The sequence below is a fragment of the Algibacter sp. TI.3.09 genome (genome assembly GCF_038154905.1).
Lineage (GTDB): Bacteria > Bacteroidota > Bacteroidia > Flavobacteriales > Flavobacteriaceae > Algibacter.
Genome location: NZ_JBAKAN010000002.1, coordinates 549,596 through 569,263, shown reverse-complemented (window position 1 = coordinate 569,263; position 19,668 = coordinate 549,596). Strand labels below are relative to the sequence as shown.

The window sequence follows — 19,668 nt, the reverse complement described above, 5'->3', positions numbered from 1 at the left end:
CTTGTAGTGTTCCACGTGGAACATAAATATTTTTATTTTGAAATCAATAAACCTAAACCGAAGTTTCTACTTGATTAGATTTAAATAATACTCTTCTTTTTCTCGCATCAAACTAGCGTCCGATTCCGTTTTATCTTTATACCCACAGTAATGCAAAACACCATGAACCATAACGCGTTTTAACTCGCTATCAAACTTCACTTCAAAATCCTTTGCATTATCAATTACCCGTTCTACAGAAATAAATATATCGCCTTGAACAATTTTTCCAACGGAATAATCAAAGCTAATAACATCTGTTAAAGTATCGTGATCCAAAAATTCTACATTCAATTTATGCAGATATTCATCGTCACAAAACACATAGTTTATTTCTTCTAATTTAAAACCTTCATTAGAAATTGCATCTATTATCCATTTAGAAACCACCTCTTCTTCCTCTAAATTAAAATCTATTTCGTAATTAAAATTAATCATTGCTTTGCTTAAAATATTCTTGAACCTTCTGTTTGTAAATTTGCTGCAAAGGTAAGCTTTGTCTATTCAATATTTCAGTAGTATTAAAATATTGTTTAGCGGTAGGTATTTGGTTATTAGAACTGTTGTTAAACTCATTAGTATTCGATTCAGATTCCCGCTTATTATCTTCACCTTGCTGAAAACTAGCCTTATCTAATTTAAGTAATTGATGTTTTAACTGCATCATTTTCTGAAGCGTTCTATTATTAAAACCTTTATTTAACAAATCCAATTCTATATCTTCCATTTGCTTAACTAACTTATCCCCATTACCACCTTTACCAAACTTACCTTCCTTATTTAGTTGCTCTTCTAAAGCTTGACGTAATTCTTGCTGCTGCTGGTAAATTTTAAAAAGCTCACCATTTAGATCTTCACTAAATCCATCTTGACCTTCTCCAGGTTCTTTCCCGTTTTCACCTTTTCCTTTTTGATCGCCACCAGAGCCACCCTTACCATTCTCTCCTTCCTTCTTCCCTTCTACATCCTTTTCGCCTTCACCTTCTTTTTTACCCTCACCACTTTTTGGCTTTCCATTTTCGCCTTTTTTCATACCTTCCTGCATCATCTTATTCAACTGCTCTTGGCTCATAATAATATCGGGTAATTGCATATCGCCATCTTGACCTTTACCCATAGACATACTCATACTCTCTTGCATATTATCTAAAACATCACTTAAAATATTTGCTAAATTATTAGCAGCGGTTATAGCAAATTGCTGATTAGATACTCCTTGATACAATCTGTTTTCAGCTAGTAAGTCTAAAGCGCGATCTATATTATAATACACCTCAGTAATTTCTTTATTTACAGTCTCAGATATTTTAGGTTGACGCAATGATAGAGCAAACAGACTATCATCAACGTGCTCAAAATTCTCCTTTAAGTTATTTTGTTTTTTTAAGTATGAAGCAAACTTATTATTGTTAACTTCTATAGATTTAAAGTTATTCATTAAGGCTTCTTGATCGAAAGAAAACAAAACCAAGTTATCTAAAACCTGACGAAGTACTTCTACATCTTCTTGCATTTGATCGCCTTGCATTCCACTCATAGCGGCACCCATTTGCTCACTCATCTGCATCATTTTCTTGGATGCTTTTTTCTGACTATCCTTGGCCTCTTTTGAATTTTGATCTTTACTTTCCTTTGGTTCTCCATTTGGTTTTTGGCCAGCTTGCTCCTGTTCTTTTTTATCTAAAGCTTCCGATGCTTTTTGCTGCTCATTCTCAACTTCCTTCTCATCCAATTTATCTCTTGGAATATCAATAGGCTTTTTTAATCCTTTACTTTCCTCTTCTAAGTTTTTAATATCTTCCTTAAACTTTTCGAATTCTTTATTTAGTGCATCCTGCTTTTCTTTGGTGTTTTCCTCATCCCTTTTATTAGCCAACTTTTCTTGATCTAAAGCCAGTTTCATTAAATCTTCTTTTAGTTTTTCTAGTTTCTTTTCAACATAAAATCGCTTCGTTAATTCTAGTAACTGCTGTAAACTTTTCCTTTTATTTTTATTCTGCTTAGCAAGCTCATCCAACTTTTGAACTAAGTCGTCTTTTCTAATTTTTTCTTGAAGGTGCTTTAATTGCTCAAGCAACTTTTCATCTTCTTTTAATTTCTCTTCATTCTCCTCCAAACGCTTTTTTAAATCTTCTTTAAATTCGTCTTCCTTTGGATTATCCTTTTGAAATTCATCTAAATTATCTTTTAACTTCTTATTAAAATTTTTCATCATTTCGTCCTGTTCCTTCTGGCGCTTAAAGAATGACTCTAATTTCTTTTTATCGTTAAAGTTTAAGTTCGACTTCTCCTTCTGAGTTTTAGTAACCTCTTGCAGTTGCTTCTCTTGCTTTTCAAAATTTTCTAGAGATTTATTTAAATCCTGAATATTCTCTTTCTGCTCTTCCAGTTGTTTTTGCTCTTCTTCAGCTTTTGTGCGTTTTCTATAAGAAAAAACCTTGCTTTTTGTACTTTTAAACCTATTAACTAAATCATTATCAAATACTTGAAAATATAAATTATAAGGAATCCCCTCTTCAATCTTTAAATTATTAGGGAAAGCACTTATAAATTCCGAAATATTAGAATTTGAAATAGGAATATTTTCTATCTGTTTATTTTTTTCATCTTCCGATGGATAATAAACCAACTGTAATTTACTAAAACCATAATCGTCGCTTACTTGTCCATAAAAATATAAACTTTGCAAATCGACAGAATCTGTTTCAACTTTTAGTTTTAATTCTGGAAATTCATCTTTAACAACATTTATATTAAAGGCTAGGTTCTCATAATTTGTTAAATCTGCGTTGCTCGTGCTTAGCGTATATGAGAAATTTTTAAAAATTTTTCGTTTTACGCCAAATATGCCAGGAGCCGATTTTTGGAAACTTATAGTGTCCTTAGAAAATAAATTGACAGAAGTAGTCGATTTTGTTTTTAACTTCCAAATAATTTCCGTTCCCTCAGGCACCATAGCATTACCGGTACTTTTTAAAGTTTCAGTTTTTTTCCTGGTATGGCTCGGAAAATCTAACACCATTTCAAAATCTAAAAGAGAAGGCACCTCAACAACATTTATAGTATACGGTTTTGATGTAACCTTATTTGCAGATAGCTGAAAATTAATTTCTGTTTTAGGCTGCGGAAAAATATACTCAAACTCCCCTATTCCTTTTTGTTGTAAAAAATACGTTTCGTAATTATAAATAATTTGAGCACTCTCTGGCATAACCTCGCCAGCCGTTTTTACAATGAGTTTAAAATCTTTATTTTCTATGGCATTTAAATTTTCGTTCACCACAAAAAACTGAAACGGCGCAGGCGGCTCGTAAGCTGTTTTATAATTTACAACACGTGTATAACTATCGCTAAACCAATTAAAATTTCCTGTAAAAAAAGTAAGCAATAAAATTAAAACCGGAATAGCCGCATACTTTAAATACCCAAGATTCTTCCTAAAATTTATAGCTAGTTTAAATGGAATTGGATTTAACTCTAAAGATTTCTGATCGATACTCGCTAGTAATAATTCCGATTTAAAATCACTTTCATTAAGCTGTAATACATTCAATAACTTATCGCTAACCTCCGGAAAATGTTCACCAATTAATTTGGACGCTTCCTTATAATTAATCCCTTTTTGAAGTTTAAATAATTTAGCCAACGGCACCACAATAAACTTAATAAGTAAAGCCAATTCTACAGCAATAAATAACCAAAATAATACACTACGCGCCGTGGTATTTAACCATAACACATACTCAATAAAAACTGTAAATAGAAAATACAGCAAACCTATAGCAAAAAATAAAATGGCCCCTTTAAGCAATTCATTAGTATAAAATCGCTTAATAAATGCCTCTAATTTGTGCTGTATATTTTTAAAATTATCCATGTGTTTCTAAAAACTATTCGGTACTAACGTATTAACCCACTAAACTACAATTTTATTTTTTACAAGGTTTATAATTAGTTGTTAATTGTATCTTTGTCGCAAATCTTGAAACAAAACTTAGTTTTTAAAGATTAAAACCGTTTCTATTAACACTTAAATATAAAAATTTAAGCTTTATTATAAATTACAAAATGACCAAAAATGTTCGCGTGCGTTTTGCACCAAGCCCAACAGGACCGCTACATATTGGCGGTGTTCGTACTGCTTTATTCAATTATTTATTTGCAAAAAAACACAACGGAACTTTTATTTTAAGAATAGAAGATACCGACCAAAACCGTTATGTAGAAGGTGCAGAACAGTATATTATTGATGCTTTAAATTGGTGCGGAATGCCTTTCGATGAAGGCCCAGGAACCAACGAAAAATTTGGTCCATACCGCCAAAGCGAACGTAAACCTCTTTATAAAGCTTACGCTGAAGAATTAATTACTTCAGGAAATGCTTACTACGCTTTTGATACTGCCGAAACACTAGATGCCGAAAGAAAACAATGCGAAGCCAATAAAGAAACCTTTATTTACAACTGGCATAATCGCTTAAAATTAAGCAATTCTTTATCGCTTAGCGCGGAAGAAACTCAAGCTAAATTAGATGCTGGAGACGATTACGTAATCCGTTTTAAAAGTCCGCAAGATGAAACACTTCATCTAAAAGATATTATCCGTGGCGATATAAAAATTGATACCAACGTTTTAGATGATAAAGTTTTATTTAAAAGTGACGGTATGCCAACCTACCATTTAGCGAATATTGTAGACGACCATTTAATGGAAATCTCGCATGTAATTCGTGGTGAAGAGTGGTTACCATCTTTGGCATTACACTACCAGTTATACAAAGCTTTTGGATGGGATGCACCAGAATTTGCACATCTTCCTCTTATTTTAAAACCAACAGGTAAAGGAAAATTAAGCAAACGTGATGGCGATAAATTAGGTTTCCCTGTTTTTCCATTATTATGGGAAGATCCAAAAACTAACGAAGTTTCTAGAGGATATAAAGAAGATGGATATTTTGCCGATGCTATGGTAAATTTCCTTGCTTTTTTAGGTTGGAATCCAGGAACAGAACAAGAGATTTTTACACTAGAAGAATTGATTGCTGCTTTCGATTTGAAAAAAGTAAACAAATCTGGTGCACGTTTTGATCCAGATAAAATTAAATGGTTTAACCACCATTATATGCAAGAACAAAACAACGAAGAGTTAGCAGATATATTCAAAAATTCAACACCAGAATTAGCAGATATCGACACAAGCTACATTGCAATGGCCATAAATTTAATTAAAGAACGTGCTACGTTTGTGAGCGACTTTTGGGATTTAACCAGCTTCTTTTTCGTAGCTCCTACAGAATTTGATGCCAAAGCTTCTAAAAAAGCTCTAAAAGAAGGTACAGCAGAGCTCATGGAGCAACTTATAGCTGTTTTAAACGCTAATACCGACTTTACTGTAGAACAACTACAAACCGAAGTAAAAGGATGGATTACAAGTAACGAAATTGGCTTCGGAAAAGTAATGATGCCATTACGTTTAGCTTTAGTTGGTGCTTTACAAGGTCCAGATGTTTTCGATATTATTTACATGATTGGTAAAAATGAAACTATTAAGCGTATTGAGAATTTAGTAAAAATAATATAAGTTTATAGCTTAAATATTTTATAGAAATTGAAAAACCACTTTGTGAAAACAAGGTGGTTTTTTAGTTCTTGGGTAATTGATTACAAACCCGAATTCCTTTTTGATTTTTATAGATAATGTTTAAAACTATGTAGCTTTTATTCAGGACGGGGCAAAATTACGTACAATGTTTTTGTGCATGATTAGTAGCTTGTTTAAGCACCTAGTTTAGAAAAAGTGGACGAGTGAGAGGAATTTCCTATCGGAAATTCCGAGCAGACCTATACCAAGCAATTAATTATACACGTTATTGCAATAGTATTTTTATTCCTTAATAATCTTTTTAGTTTCTGAATTACCAAGGTCATCTTTGATTTTTATAAAATAAAGACCAGAGCTTAAAACAGAAATATTTATAGCTGTTTTATTAAATTCCGATAAAACAACTTGACCAATATTATTGTATACTACTAAATTGGTTACAGGCGATTTAGATATAATATTTAATATTCCTTTTGTTGGATTTGGAAATATTTTAAAATATGATAATTTACTTTCATTTATACTTAAATTGTTTACTTTTAAATTCTCATGCCATGCAACCCTATCATAACCTACAGATGTTGTTGCTAAATCCAAATCTCCATCACCATCGAAATCTCCACTTTTAATTGAATTGTTACTCATTGATGAAATTAATTGACCATTATCAAAACTCCCAAGGCTATTAATATTTTCAAACAAAGTCAAACCATTTTGGTTTGAAATAACATCTTGATCTCCATCTCCATCAATATCTAAACTTATAACATTGGTTACAATTGAAGAAGCAGAAATAATTTGTTGTGAACCAAATTTACCCAGGCCATCCGAATTTTCATACCAAGCTATATTTTGATCACTATGAGAAGCACTAACCACGTCTATATCTCCATCGCCATCAAGATCAGAAGAATAAAAAGAGCTTATTGAGCCAGTAAAGCCTTCTCCATCAATTAATTTCACATCTGAAAAAGTTTCTCCAATACCATCTAAATTTTCTATCCATACGGTGATGTTTCCAGAATCAATAGATCTTTTGAGTGTAAATAAAATATCCATATCATTATCTCCATCAACATCATTAGCCTGAATGGAAGAAATTTGAGCCGTCATATCACTATTCCCAATGGGATCATAAATCATTTGTTCTGTAGAGAAAATACCTGAATTTTCATTTCTAAACAAACTAATTCTACAATACTGACCACTATCAGCAGAAATAACATCAATATCTCCATCGTTATCTATATCTATTGGGTAAATATCCCTAAGTTGATTAATACCTTCAGATACAGGGAGTTCGTTTCCAAAATCACCCATACCATCTCGATTTTCGTACCAAACAATACTTATTTCAGAATTAGAAAATCCCGCAATAATATCCATGTCTCCGTCAGAATCTATGTCTACACTATATGCTGAAACTGGATTATAAGAAAAAGTTGAATTTGGAGGGTTTGTTTGGTTAACTACGACATGTTGAACGTCAAACTGAGAAGCATTATTTGGAAACCATGAAACTTCTCTATCAAAATCAGAGACTACTAAAATATCTATTTGTTCATCCGAATTAAAATCGGCCACTCCTAAACCAAAAGGTGCGTCTGTATTTTTTGAGATAATTATAGGTAAACTAAAGTTTCCTAAACCATCTAAACTTTTAAACCATTGTAATTTATGGTCAGCTTGAGATGCAGTTAAAATATCTATTTTACCATCATTATTAATATCTGCTGCATAAACAGCTTGAGGTAAACGAGTATTATCCGATAAAATATTTGGGGTTCCAAATGTTCCTAAACCATCTAAATTTTCATAATATTCAACAGTGCTATTTCCTTTTGATGCTGATATTATATCAAAGTCACCATCTCCATCAAGATCTTCAGTATAAGCACATTGAGCTTGTTTTGCATCTGAATTAATTATATTATTTGTTGCAAAATCACCTAATCCATCTACATTTTCTAACCAACCTATAATATGAAAGTGAGTATACAAAATATCATTATCTGAATCTCCATCAAAATCTTGTACATGAATTGAAGTAAAATCAGAACCAGAAATAGAATGGATAAGAATTCGATCACTAAAACTTCCTTGACCATCAAGATTCTCTATCCAATTAACTGTTCCGTGCTCTAAAAATACTATATCTAAGTCATTATCTGAATCTAAATCTTTAATCTCGAATTTTGAAAAATCTCTAAAACCATTAAGAGGAGTTTCCAATACCAGTTGACTTTCAAAATTACCTAATCCATCAATATTCTTGTATAAAGCAATTTTATTACTAGAAGCTGAAACAACATCCATATCACCATCATTGTCTATATCTGCTAAAGCAACATCTGCTCCAGATCTAATATCTCTAGTAACAATAATTTGTTCACTAAATGTTCCTAATCCATCAATGTTCTTATACAAAAAAACAATATGATTATAACTATTACCGCCGTCATTAACACCAACAATATCAACATCTCCATCTCCATCAATGTCTTTAATAAAAATTGCCTGAATATCTTCTATTTCAACATCAACTATTTTTTGAAACCCAAAGTTACCCTCTCCGTCAATGTTCTCATACCAAACTAATTTATCATCAACTAAAAATGATGATACAACATCTAAGTCCCCATCATTATCAATATCGGCTGTACGAATTGTTGATGGTTGAATTGTTGATTTTATTTCACTAGTTATTATATGATCATTAAACTCAATTTGAGCATTAATATTTATAAAAAATAATAAAGAAAAAAGTAGGGGTAATTTTGTGTTCATAATAAGTTATATTTTATTTAATATTATTGCCAACTAAGGTATAAGAATCATAATTCGTAAAAATTTAAACTCCCTAATGCCTCAAAGGAATCACCATATTCCAAGTATTCTCAAACTTCCAAGCTTCCGGACCACTTCCAACAGCAGCAAATAAATGCGTAGGCACGCCATCTTCAATTAAAACAAAAGGGCGTTCAAAATGGTTTTGGTGCGATGTTGTTCCATCATCCCACAACACATCTCGACTGTATGCTTTTACGTTTTCAAATAAATTCCATTTTACACCATCTTTAGACCATATATGGATACCTCCACCTTCTTCACCACAAATTTCACCAGAGCGATCTTTCATAACACCTTCGTACCTATCGCCTGCCCACCAAATGTATGGATCTTCAACATCTACATGGCTATTTCCTGGTGTTTCAAACCTAAAAACAGGTTCTTCACTTAAGCGTTTATATTCTCCTTTTGGACTATCTGCCATAGCAACACCAAGCAATAATGGCGGTTTTGGAGTTACAGAAGATTTATACATCAACAAAATTTTACCTGTTTCCGGATCTACTGCTGGCGACGGGTTAGACGTAATTGTTGCATCCCAATGTCCTGGCCTAGGTTCTATAACAGGTTTATCAACACGTTCCCAAGGACCAAAAATAGAATCACTAATTGCTAAACCTACACGCTTGTTTAACCAAGCCGCATTCCAATCATAACCATCTGGTTTTGGATTGTCTTTTGTGGGTTGATTAAAATCGTAGGTCGTACCAAAATGATATAATAAATACTTGTCTTTATACTTTACAATTCTTGGGTTGTGCGTACACATACCATCGAAAAATTCTGGTCCACGAACAGGAAGCACCACTTCTTGAAACTCGTAAGGTCCAACTGGCGTATCGGCTACTGCACGAACTACTTCAGAATTTGTAACCCAATTACCAAAACCAACATCTTTAGACCATCTTGAAGCAAACATATGGTATTTACCATCTTCGCCTTTTATAACAGACGATCCCCAAATCCAGTAATTATCATCACGAAAACCACCTCCAATTGGTGCAGGTAAAACACGATCTATAAATGCTTCCGGCGGTTTATTCTCGTTCATACAAGATAATAAACCAACCGATGATAATGCTAGAGATCCTTTTATAGAGGTTTCAATAAATGTTCTTCTTTTCATGTCTATTTTTTTTAATTTAAAACATAACTATCGCACCCAAAACTAACATATTTTGGTTGCCTTTAAAACGAGAATCTCCACCAGAAAAGTCTAAGCTTTGATTTTCAATTTTATTAAGAATGTTTGTAAATCCGTAAATATATTGAGCTTTAAGTTTAAAATTATTTATTCCAACTGATGCACCTACGGCTCCGTTGAAATTAAATTGAGAAATATTTGTAATATCCTTAGCCGATAAATTAGTATAATTCGCAATGTAATAATCATCTTGCCCTTTATCATCAAACTCCAACCTACTATTATATTGCAACATTGGCCCAATATCGATAGTAAAATGCTTTGGTATTACCTTTATATGCATTAATAAAGAAAACTGAGCAGCAAATATTTTATAATCAATATAAGCCTCTTCTGAGCTAATTAAACTTGGCCTACCTAGTATTTCAATATGGTTTTCAGAGAGCTGTAAACCAAAACTCATATTATAAAATTTATGCGGTAAATCTACAATTGCAGCTGTTCCGGCTAAAAAACCTTGAGCACTTTTAGTTTCAAAATTATCGGTATCAATATTAAATTGTGTAATACCACCACCAATACTAATACTGTTTGTAATACGTATATTTCCTTTTTGAGAAAAAGATTTTGTAACAAAACATAGGGTAATGGCTACTAACAGTAAAGGTCGAATAAATTTCATACTAGTTCGGGATATAAATCCCCAAATATAGTTTAATTTTCGTATCTTAATTTTTCTAATCATTTAATAAAAATTCTATGGATTTCGTTTACATTCCCCTAATTGTGTTTGGGCTATTTATTTTAATTTCTTCATTCTTTACGGTAAAACAACAAACTGCTGCTATTGTAGAACGCTTTGGACGCTTCCAAGGTATACGCCAATCTGGTTTAAATTGGAAAGTTCCATTAGTAGACAGAATTGCAGGCCGTTTAAGTTTAAAAATTCAGCAATTAGATGTTATTGTAGAAACTAAAACTAAAGATGATGTGTTTGTGCGTCTAAAAGTTTCTGTGCAATATAAAGTAATTAAAGAAAAAGTGGAAGATGCTTTTTACAAACTAGATTATCCGCACGATCAAATTACAAGTTATGTATTTGATGTGGTACGTGCCGAAGTTCCAAAAATGATTTTGGATGATGTATTTTTAAGAAAAGATGATATCGCGATTGCTGTAAAATCAGAATTAAACGATGCCATGCAAAACTATGGTTACGATATTATAAAAACTTTAGTAACAGATATTGATCCAGATGCGCAAGTAAAAGAAGCCATGAACCGTATTAATGCTGCCGATAGAGAAAAAACAGCTGCTCAATATGAAGGTGATGCTGCACGTATTTTAATTGTAGAACGTGCTAAAGCTGAAGCTGAAAGTAAACGTTTACAAGGGCAAGGTATTGCAGATCAACGTCGCGAAATTGCTCGTGGTTTAGAAGAATCTGTAGAGGTTTTAAACAAAGTAGGTATTAATAGCCAAGAAGCATCGGCGCTAATAGTGGTAACACAGCATTACGATACTTTACAAGCCATTGGTAGCGAAACTAATAGTAACCTAATTTTACTACCAAATTCGCCACAAGCAGGAAGTAATATGCTAAACGATATGGTAGCTAGTTTTGCAGCGAGTAACCAAATTGGTGAAGCGATGAAAAACAATAAAAAGAAAGAAATTAAAGAATAGTATAACTCTATTTTTTTAATTAAAATGAAATCCTTAAGGTATAAACTTTAAGGATTTTTTTTGTTCTATTAAGAAGTTTTAAAAGGATGGCGTTCTTCCCAATCTTGCGACGGATTCATCAATTTAAATATTTGTTTTAATAAGGCATTCATAATGGCATTGGTATGCTTTAAATATACCAACATAGGTTTAGCCTCTGCTCCTACCGAACTTTTAATTTCCATAGCTGTACGTGCATAAACAATGGTTCTAAATTGGTTTTCTATACCAAATTTAAGCATATCGTAAAGCATGTTTAAATACAATTGATTTGAATACTGATGTTCACTATCATACCCAAGAAAATAAGTTTCTAACGTTTTTTTATTCTGAATTAAAGTATAAAAACCAACTAGTTTATCTTCTAAATAATAACCAAAGACTTTAAAATTATCTTTTAGTTGAAGTTTTAAACTATAAAAATGGTTTTCGGGTAAAATGAAGGTATTAAACTTCGCATTGCTCGATACATTTAAATATAATTGATGTAAAGTTTCATTATTATTCTTAACATCCGCTGTAGATAATTCTATCGCCTTTATACCGTTTAATTTCTTTCTAGCCCGCTTATAACGATCTCTATATTTTTTCTGTAAGGCTGCAGTATAATCTTCAATAGTAAGCCAATCTCTTTTTATAGAAAACATCATGTTAGGTTGCATAACAACTTGGTGTAGCTTGGCAGCATCTAAGCTTTCTTTCTCTTTATGAATCGGATCATTTTCAAAATAATCCTTCAACACAAACATTCTAATAGTTTTATTCTGCTTGGCTTTTATAATAGACTTTATTTCATGTAAAGCCGTTTGTGTAATTTTAAAAAAAGCTTCCTGAGAGATCTCGTTTCTTTTAAAAAACAAACCATGTTGCCCAGTGTGCGTTAAATTCCCGATAACAAGAATATTTCCTTTCAAAATTTTAGAAATTAAATCGCGCACATAGTTTTTAAAACACGACGTATCGGTTTTTCTAAACATATCATGCAGATACAATTGTACACGTTGTGTAACAGCCGCACCAACCAAAACATCGTTTTCAAACACAGCAATATAAAACAACTCCAAATTATTTGGCGCTGCATTTTCTAAAGCCTGCAAATAGGCTGTTTGCAAGAAAATATCGTGTTTTACAAGAACATCCCAGTTTTCTGGAAGTTCGTTACATGCGTTATAAATTTTATAGTGTATCAATAGAAATAGAAAAGACCGAAAATTTTAATTATCAGTCTCTAAATAAGTTAATAGTTTACAAAAATACTATTTCCAACCACAAATAATAGCACCCATAACACCTAAAGTTACAATCCAATATCCGGAGTTTATAAAGATGTATTTAGCACTTTTACGTTCAAACAATGCATTGGTGCCTAAAATAGGTAAAGCGACAAATACGCCTGCTAAAACACCGTGTAGCGCGCCGTGTTTATAAGTTCTAAAATGATTACCGTAATCGGCCATAAAAGCAGCGTAAGATGGTAAAGCTTTTGAAGGATCTCCACCAACCAAACTCAAGGCTCCGGTTTGATGAATACTCATTTGCATCATAGTCATCGCTAATAAAAAGGCAAAAATAAAAGCCAAAACAAAAATTTTAGCCATGTTTGCACCTTTCATACTTTCTTCGGTTAAACCAGCTTCTTTCATCCAAATGGTTCCAAATACTTTTGGATTATACCAAACAAAACCAACAACCAATGCAGAAACAGCCGCTAATAAAAGCGCAATAGGGTTAAAAAAATCCATAATATTTAAAGTTTAGTTAGTTTTTAAAGGTAATTAAATTTAGATTATAACCTGTTTATTATCAATTAATTGCTATTACCAACTTCCGCTAGCACCACCACCTCCAGAACTTCCTCCACCTCCAGAAAAACTACTACTTGAGGATGAACTGCTATAACCTGAACCTGACCGGCTATAACTTGAGCTAGAACCACTAGAAGAGAAATTCTTGCTCATAAAACTTTTATCACTTTTTAAAAATGAAAATTTAACAGACTCATAGTCTTTATTAGATCTCGTGTAAATAGCAATAATTAAGGGTAGAATAATAAATATTACAACTAACGAAACCATAGTAATTGGTATTGCTGTTAATGGTAAACTTTCTAAATATTCAAAAGGATCAATATCTATATTATTTTCTGATGCGATACCAATAATAAAAATACCAAAAAGGAGAGGCATAATAATAAAAGGTAAACTAAAACCAATTGTTAATAATGAAGACACTAATAAAAACGGAAATAATACAACACTTACTTTACCAGTAATTAAACCGCGAAAAACGTTTATTAATTGCTTAAAACCTTTATAAAATACAGTAGATCCAACCCCAATAAAAAGACTCAAAAATATAAGTAGAATAAACCCTATAATTATTTTTCCCCATAAAGGCATTTTACCTTCTTGTTCTATTAAATTGGTAAATTCATCTCGATATTTGGGATCGTCAATAAGCTTAATAATTTCTGAAGTTGCTAAATCTACACCCTTATAAAAATCGCCTTTTTTAAACTCAGGCGTCATGGTTTCTTGAATAATTCGAGAAGAAAAAGCATCGGTAATTATGGGTTCTAGACCATAACCTACTTCAATTCTAAACTTTCTATCGTTTTTTGCTATTAAAATTAAGAGTCCATTATCGGCTTCTTCTTGTCCGAGTTTATTCTTTTCAAAAATCTGTAAGGCATAGTTTTCAACTGTATTATTACCTAAGGAATTAACAGTTAAAACTACTATTTGATGCGTAGTTCCAGTTTCGTAAGCTTTTAGTTTTTCTCGAAGTTCTAAGGTTTCGCTTTCGCTGAAAAGAGCTGCATTATCGGTTACTATTTCGGTTAAAATAGGAAAATCCTCTTGCCCGTTGGTATGTTGAAACCAAACAAAAAACAAGAGGATTATTAATTTTATTTTACTCAAATGCTGTAAGTAACCAAGTATTTAATTGAACGTTTTAGCTTCTTCTACTAATAACTCATTTTTATCTTCCAACGCTTTTTCAATAAAGCTATTGACATCATCATTTTTGGCTTGTCCGTTTTCTAATAAAACTTTCAAAATAAGGGCTACAGCAATACGAGTTCCTACTTTTTTAACAGCGGTGTTAAAAAGGGGTTCTACCTCATCGTAAGTAACATCTTTAGCTAATTCTAAAATTTCAGATCTAACTTTTAGTCGTTTCTCATCAGGTAAATTTGTATACTTTTTTCCTAATTTTTGAATCACATCAATTGCTTGTCTTTGCGATTGTTGTTGCGGTTTTTGCTGATTATTATTAGTGTTTGTATTAGCTGCTGGTTGTGGTTTAACCTTAGCCCAAGAATCACGTAATCCAACGGTTTTATTAAATACTAATTTATCTGAAGACGAATCGTTATCCACATTAAAATAACCTAAACGTTGAAATTGAAACCTTTGCCCTACCTCAGCGTCTTGTAAACTTGGCTCAACAAAAGCTTTAATAAGTTTTAAAGAATCTGGATTTACAAATTCCATAAAGTCTTTGTCTTGATGGCTATCTGGAGCTTCATCTAAAAATAAACGATCGTATTCTCTAACTTCTGCTTTAACGGCATGTTTTATAGAAACCCAATGCAAGGTCCCTTTTACACGACGTTCCGTATCATCAGAATATGTACAATGTACTTCTGTAATATTACCGTTAGCATCTTTTACAACCGATTCTGCTTTAATAATATAAGCGTTTTTCAATCGTACTTCTCCGCCTAATTTCAAACGGAAAAACTTATTACTTGCTTCTTCTTTAAAATCTTCTTTTTCTATATAAATTTCACGAGAAAATGGCACTTTTCTAAAACCAGCGGCATCATCTTCTTGATTATTCTCAGCCTCAAACCATTCCTCTTTATCTTCTGGATAGTTTGTAATTACCACTTTAATAGGGTCTAAAACCGCCATAACACGTGGTGCTGTTTTGTTTAAATCTTCACGAATACAAAATTCTAAAAGTGATACATCAATCATGTTTTCACGTTTGGCAACACCAACCGCTTCCACAAATTTTCGAATAGAATTTGGTGTATATCCTCTACGACGCAAACCAGAAATAGTTGGCATTCTAGGATCGTCCCAACCATTTACCACACCATCTTCAACCAATTTAAGCAACTTACGTTTGCTCATAATGGTGTAACTCAGGTTTAAACGGGCAAATTCACGTTGTTTAGGGCGTAATTTATCTTCTGTGACCACTTGGTCTAAAAACCAATCGTAAAGCTCTCTGTGAGGTTTAAATTCAAGCGAACATAAGGAATGTGATACTTGCTCTAAATAATCACTTTCACCATGCGTCCAATCGTACATTGGGTAAATACACCAATCGTTTGCCGTTCTATGATGATGCTTCTTTAGAATACGATACATAATCGGGTCACGCATTAACATATTTACATGTTGCATATCGATTTTAGCGCGTAAAATATGTTCACCTTCATTAAATTCTCCCGCTTTCATACGTTCGAATAAATCGAGGTTTTCTTCAACGCTTCTATTTCTAAAAGGTCCATCTACACCTGGTTGTGTAGGCGTTCCTTTTTGTTCGGCCATAGCTTCGCTAGACTGCGAATCGATATAAGCTTTTCCTTCTTTTATAAAATATACAGCCCAATCGTAAAGTTGCTGAAAGTAATCAGACGAGAATAATTCCTTATCCCATTTATACCCCAACCACGATACATCTTCCTTAATGGCATCTACATATTCCTGCTCTTCTTTAGCCGGGTTTGTATCATCAAAACGTAAGTTTACGGGTGCATTATATTTTTCACCTAAACCAAAACTTATACCTATAGCTTTAGTGTGGCCAATGTGTAAATACCCATTTGGCTCTGGTGGAAATCTAAAACGAAGATTTTCTTTTGGCATTCCATTTGCCAAATCTTCTTCTATAATTTGCTCTAAAAAATTGAGTGATTTTCTTTCTTCAGACATATTTAAATCAATAAGCTTCAAAATTACGTAAATTCAAGTTATTTTTGACCTAATTCTACTTAAGAAGCGTAACAAATTTGGATTATTTGTAACTAATATTTTAAAAGCTATGCTATGAAAAATAATAATTACAGTTGTCCTAAATGCGCAAATAGAGAATTTGAAACCGGTGAAATGCGCGCCACTGGTGGCCGATGGTCTAAAATATTTGATATACAGAACAAGAAATTTACTTCGGTAACGTGCAAACGTTGTACATATACCGAATTTTACAAAGCCAAAACGAGCGCCTTGAGTAACATTTTTGATTTATTTACAAACTAATGGGAATAATAAAAGTTGAAAACATACGGGTATTTGCATACCACGGTTGTTTAAAAGAAGAAACAAAAATTGGTAGCGATTACCGCGTAGATTTAAAGGTTAAAGCTAATTTACAAGAATCTGCTAAAACAGATAAACTTAGTGATACTGTAGATTACGTGTTTTTAAATCGCGTTATAAAAGAAGAAATGGACATTCCGTCTTATCTTTTAGAAACGGTAGCCAAGCGTATTTTAAATCGTATTTTTGAAGAAGATACCATGGTGAGCAAAGCAACAGTTTGGGTAAGTAAATTAAACCCTCCCATTGGTGGCGACGTGGCTCGAGTAACTATAAAAATGACCGAAAAGCATAAAAAGTAATTTAAAGTGTTGGAAATTGTAAAAATTTTTTAAATTTGCACCTCCAATAAGGTGTCGTGGCCGAGTGGCTAGGCTCAGCTCTGCAAAAGCTGCTACAGCGGTTCGAATCCGCTCGACACCTCAACAAAAAAGCTTCCTAAATTTTAGGAAGCTTTTTTTATATGTCAATATTTATAATTCTTAAGGCTATTAGTATTCTTGAATATTAATTTATCGGGCTAATTTGCTCAAACTTTTCTTTAAGTAATTCCTTTTCTTTTGGAAAGAAGGCCTGTGCCAAAAGCAACACTCCAAAACCTAAAATAACCAATGCAATAACTTTTTTAGTTTTGTAGATTAAGCGCGGTGTTAACTTGTTTTTAAGCTTTTTAGCCACTACTATTTTTGCTAAATCGGTTATGAAATAAACAATTAAAATAGTGCCTAAAAATACAACTACACCATTTTTTGATGTGGTAAGCGAGTTTGCTAAAACAATAAAAGCAACCCAACCTAGTAGCACACCAATATTAATAAAATTAAGTAAAAAACCTTTTAAAAATAGCTTTCCGTAGCCCTTTTTTATTTCAACCTTGTGGTATTCGCGAACAATTTCTCTAAAAGATTTTGATGTTTTTATAAATGAAATTAAACCGTAAACTAATAAAAGTACACCACCAAAGATTAGAAAATTAGGATCGTCTTTTATTTTTTCAAGAAGTTTATTAGTACTAAAAAAGGCTACCAATATAAAAAGTATATCGGCCAACATAACGCCACTATCAAATATTAAAGCGCTCCTAAATCCTTTTGTAGCGCTAGTTTCTAGCAGTACAAAAAATACTGGACCAATGGTGAATGCTAAAATAATTCCGAAAGGAATAGCTCTTAAAATATCGTCGAACATAAATTTAATAGAGGTTTACACAAAGTAATGAAATATTTTATAAACCATTTTTTATTTACGCATCAAATTTAGAGATTGTTTTACCTAGTTAATTTTATACGCTAGCATAATACCACCGCGGTAAGGTAACCACTCCCCGCTTTTATTGTACTTAGTTGCAGGTTCTAGACGTTCGCCAGTATCTACATGATAGCCTTTGTAATACCCTTGATGCCAACCACCACCTATAAAAACATCGAGCATCCATTTGCCTTTTAATTTCTTTTGAAAACCAATAGTAGATCCAACCATATAGCCCAAACCTTGCTGATATTCGAAATCGCGAACTCTAAAGTTTTTAGCTATTTTAAAGGTTGTGCCTGCTACATGTACACCAGCATAAATTCCGTGAAAACGTTTTTTGAAATGATATCTTAATTCTGAAGTGGCAATGCCAAATTTATAAGGTAAACCGTCTATAGAATTCCAAAACGAAGCCATAACATCAAATTGATAACTAAACTTTTTACCAACTGTAGTTTCTATACCTATATGTGGAACAGCCAATAAAATGGTTGCTCCATTACCTTTTATGTATGTTTCTTTCTGTACTGCAATGGAATCTTCTTGGGCATGTATTTGAAAACTTCCTATACATAGAATAATACTGAATACGTGAAACTTAAAATTCATTTGGTTGGTTTTTAGTTGGTTAAACTTAATAATCTCTATATCAGATATGTTACAAATTTAAGGTTTTTAACGGTATCTATTTTTAAAAATAGATTCTAAGCTATAAACTGAAGCCTCGAAAATTTTTCATCTATAAATTTATTTTTCACGCATTCCTTCTTCCGAAGAAAATAAACACATCAGTTGGGTAATATTTACCCATGAATCTTCTTTTTTATACACTTATTACACAACAAAAACTATTCTATTTTTTTTACAAAAATATTAATTATCTATATATCAGTTTATTACGTTTTTTAATTCATTTAATTTCAGTTACGGCATATTTATTTCAATTAACTCATCGTAAAACAATTTACAATAATCATAAAACGAAAAAATCATGAAAAAATTAATTTTAGCAGTAGCAGTCGTGGCAAGTGGATTATCAACTTACGCATTAACAATAAACCCTATACAATCTGAAATAACAACTATTTCTATCACAGAAGAATTTAAAGAAGTTGCTTTAGAAAATGTACCAACTGCAGTTACTGAAGCTGTAACTAAAAATTTCTCTACAGCTACCATAAACAAGGCGTATGTAAACAGCAGTGAGCAATACAAAATTGAACTTACTATCGACGGTACAGACAACGTGGTTTATGTTGATAAAGATGGTAACTGGTTAAAATTAACAGATATCGAAGTAGCACCATCAACTGAGCAATAATATTTATAAATAATTAGTAAACATTTAAAAACAAAAAAATCATGAAAAAATTAATTTTAGCAGTAGCAATCGTAGCAAGTGGATTATCAACTTTCGCTTTAACAGTAAACCCTATTCAATCTGAAATCGCAACGGTTTCTATCTCTGAAGAATTTAAAGAAGTTGCTTTAGAAAGCTTACCAGCAGAAGTTACTGCAGCCGTAGCAAAAGATTTTTCTACAGCTACCATCAGCAAAGCTTATGTAAACAGCAGTGAGCAATACAAACTTGAAATTACTATGGACGGTACAGACAATGTTGTATATGCTGATAAAGATGGTAACTGGTTAAAAGCATCAGACGTTGAAGCTCCAGCTCAAGATACTGAAGAAACTATTGAAGAGTAATATTTTATAAATAAT

General features: G+C 32.3%; 17 protein-coding genes and 1 tRNA gene. 7 read left to right on the top strand and 11 right to left on the bottom strand.

Annotated elements, in window-relative coordinates; translation table 11 throughout:
- Positions 1-66 precede the first annotated feature (66 nt).
- Both ybeY and V6246_RS10155 read right to left on the bottom strand, forming a co-directional pair.
- On the bottom strand, positions 67-477 hold the full coding sequence (gene ybeY / locus V6246_RS10160; RefSeq protein WP_341560328.1) for an rRNA maturation RNase YbeY: 411 nt from the start codon (positions 475-477) through the stop codon (positions 67-69).
- On the bottom strand, positions 470-3,916 hold the full coding sequence (locus V6246_RS10155; protein WP_341560326.1) for a hypothetical protein: 3,447 nt from the start codon (positions 3,914-3,916) through the stop codon (positions 470-472). The genes ybeY and V6246_RS10155 overlap by 8 nt, the downstream gene beginning before the upstream one ends.
- Positions 3,917-4,107: 191 nt before the next feature.
- Between V6246_RS10155 and gltX the strand changes: the two genes are divergently transcribed.
- Positions 4,108-5,619 carry a glutamate--tRNA ligase gene (gltX, locus tag V6246_RS10150; RefSeq protein ID WP_341560324.1) on the top strand — a complete coding sequence of 504 codons (1,512 nt, stop codon included), beginning with the start codon at positions 4,108-4,110 and terminating at the stop codon, positions 5,617-5,619.
- A gap of 303 nt (positions 5,620-5,922) precedes the next feature.
- Here gltX and V6246_RS10145 read toward each other — a convergent pair whose 3' ends face one another.
- The 3 genes from V6246_RS10145 to V6246_RS10135 form a co-directional block, all read right to left on the bottom strand.
- Entirely contained in the window at positions 5,923-8,427 is a 2,505-nt protein-coding gene (locus tag V6246_RS10145) for a T9SS type A sorting domain-containing protein (RefSeq protein ID WP_341560323.1), read from the bottom strand.
- Between the two features lie 73 nt (positions 8,428-8,500).
- The gene (locus tag V6246_RS10140) at positions 8,501-9,616 is read right to left on the bottom strand and encodes a glycoside hydrolase family protein (protein ID WP_341560321.1); all 1,116 of its coding nucleotides are present in this window, start codon (positions 9,614-9,616) and stop codon (positions 8,501-8,503) included.
- Positions 9,617-9,632: 16 nt separating this feature from the next.
- Positions 9,633-10,316: a hypothetical protein gene (locus V6246_RS10135; protein WP_159018787.1), complete on the bottom strand. Its 684-nt coding sequence runs from the start codon at positions 10,314-10,316 to the stop codon at positions 9,633-9,635.
- A 77-nt stretch (positions 10,317-10,393) separates the two neighbouring features.
- Between V6246_RS10135 and V6246_RS10130 the strand changes: the two genes are divergently transcribed.
- Entirely contained in the window at positions 10,394-11,320 is a 927-nt protein-coding gene (locus V6246_RS10130; protein ID WP_341560319.1) for an SPFH domain-containing protein, read from the top strand.
- Positions 11,321-11,388: 68 nt separating this feature from the next.
- Here the strand turns inward: V6246_RS10130 and V6246_RS10125 are convergent, their stop codons facing one another.
- From V6246_RS10125 to V6246_RS10110, 4 genes are all read right to left on the bottom strand, one after another.
- On the bottom strand, positions 11,389-12,549 hold the full coding sequence (locus V6246_RS10125; RefSeq protein WP_341560317.1) for a GNAT family N-acetyltransferase: 1,161 nt from the start codon (positions 12,547-12,549) through the stop codon (positions 11,389-11,391).
- Between the two features lie 66 nt (positions 12,550-12,615).
- On the bottom strand, positions 12,616-13,101 hold the full coding sequence (locus V6246_RS10120) for a DUF1761 domain-containing protein (protein ID WP_341560315.1): 486 nt from the start codon (positions 13,099-13,101) through the stop codon (positions 12,616-12,618).
- A 75-nt stretch (positions 13,102-13,176) separates the two neighbouring features.
- Entirely contained in the window at positions 13,177-14,280 is a 1,104-nt protein-coding gene (locus V6246_RS10115) for a TPM domain-containing protein (RefSeq protein WP_341560313.1), read from the bottom strand.
- A gap of 21 nt (positions 14,281-14,301) precedes the next feature.
- Positions 14,302-16,311: a glutamine--tRNA ligase/YqeY domain fusion protein gene (locus V6246_RS10110; protein ID WP_341560312.1), complete on the bottom strand. Its 2,010-nt coding sequence runs from the start codon at positions 16,309-16,311 to the stop codon at positions 14,302-14,304.
- Positions 16,312-16,425: 114 nt separating this feature from the next.
- Between V6246_RS10110 and V6246_RS10105 the strand changes: the two genes are divergently transcribed.
- The 3 genes from V6246_RS10105 to V6246_RS10095 all read left to right on the top strand — a co-directional run bounded on the left by V6246_RS10105 (position 16,426) and on the right by V6246_RS10095 (position 17,118).
- Positions 16,426-16,635 carry a zinc ribbon domain-containing protein gene (locus V6246_RS10105; protein ID WP_341560310.1) on the top strand — a complete coding sequence of 70 codons (210 nt, stop codon included), beginning with the start codon at positions 16,426-16,428 and terminating at the stop codon, positions 16,633-16,635.
- The gene (gene folB / locus V6246_RS10100) at positions 16,635-16,997 is read left to right on the top strand and encodes a dihydroneopterin aldolase (protein WP_042496298.1); all 363 of its coding nucleotides are present in this window, start codon (positions 16,635-16,637) and stop codon (positions 16,995-16,997) included. The genes V6246_RS10105 and folB overlap by 1 nt, the downstream gene beginning before the upstream one ends.
- A 50-nt stretch (positions 16,998-17,047) precedes the next feature.
- Positions 17,048-17,118 (top strand) — tRNA-Cys (locus V6246_RS10095).
- Positions 17,119-17,202: 84 nt separating this feature from the next.
- On the opposite strand, the gene V6246_RS10090 is transcribed toward V6246_RS10095, so the two are convergent.
- On the bottom strand, positions 17,203-17,883 hold the full coding sequence (locus V6246_RS10090) for a LysE family translocator (RefSeq protein ID WP_341560308.1): 681 nt from the start codon (positions 17,881-17,883) through the stop codon (positions 17,203-17,205).
- An 84-nt stretch (positions 17,884-17,967) separates the two neighbouring features.
- Complete coding sequence (locus V6246_RS10085) at positions 17,968-18,555, bottom strand: DUF3575 domain-containing protein (RefSeq protein WP_341560307.1); 588 nt, start codon at positions 18,553-18,555, stop codon at positions 17,968-17,970.
- Positions 18,556-18,937: 382 nt separating this feature from the next.
- On the opposite strand from V6246_RS10085, the gene V6246_RS10080 reads away from it, so the two are divergent.
- Positions 18,938-19,267: a hypothetical protein gene (locus V6246_RS10080; RefSeq protein ID WP_341560305.1), complete on the top strand. Its 330-nt coding sequence runs from the start codon at positions 18,938-18,940 to the stop codon at positions 19,265-19,267.
- A 41-nt stretch (positions 19,268-19,308) separates the two neighbouring features.
- Positions 19,309-19,653 carry a hypothetical protein gene (locus V6246_RS10075; protein WP_341560304.1) on the top strand — a complete coding sequence of 115 codons (345 nt, stop codon included), beginning with the start codon at positions 19,309-19,311 and terminating at the stop codon, positions 19,651-19,653.
- Positions 19,654-19,668: the final 15 nt, after the last annotated feature.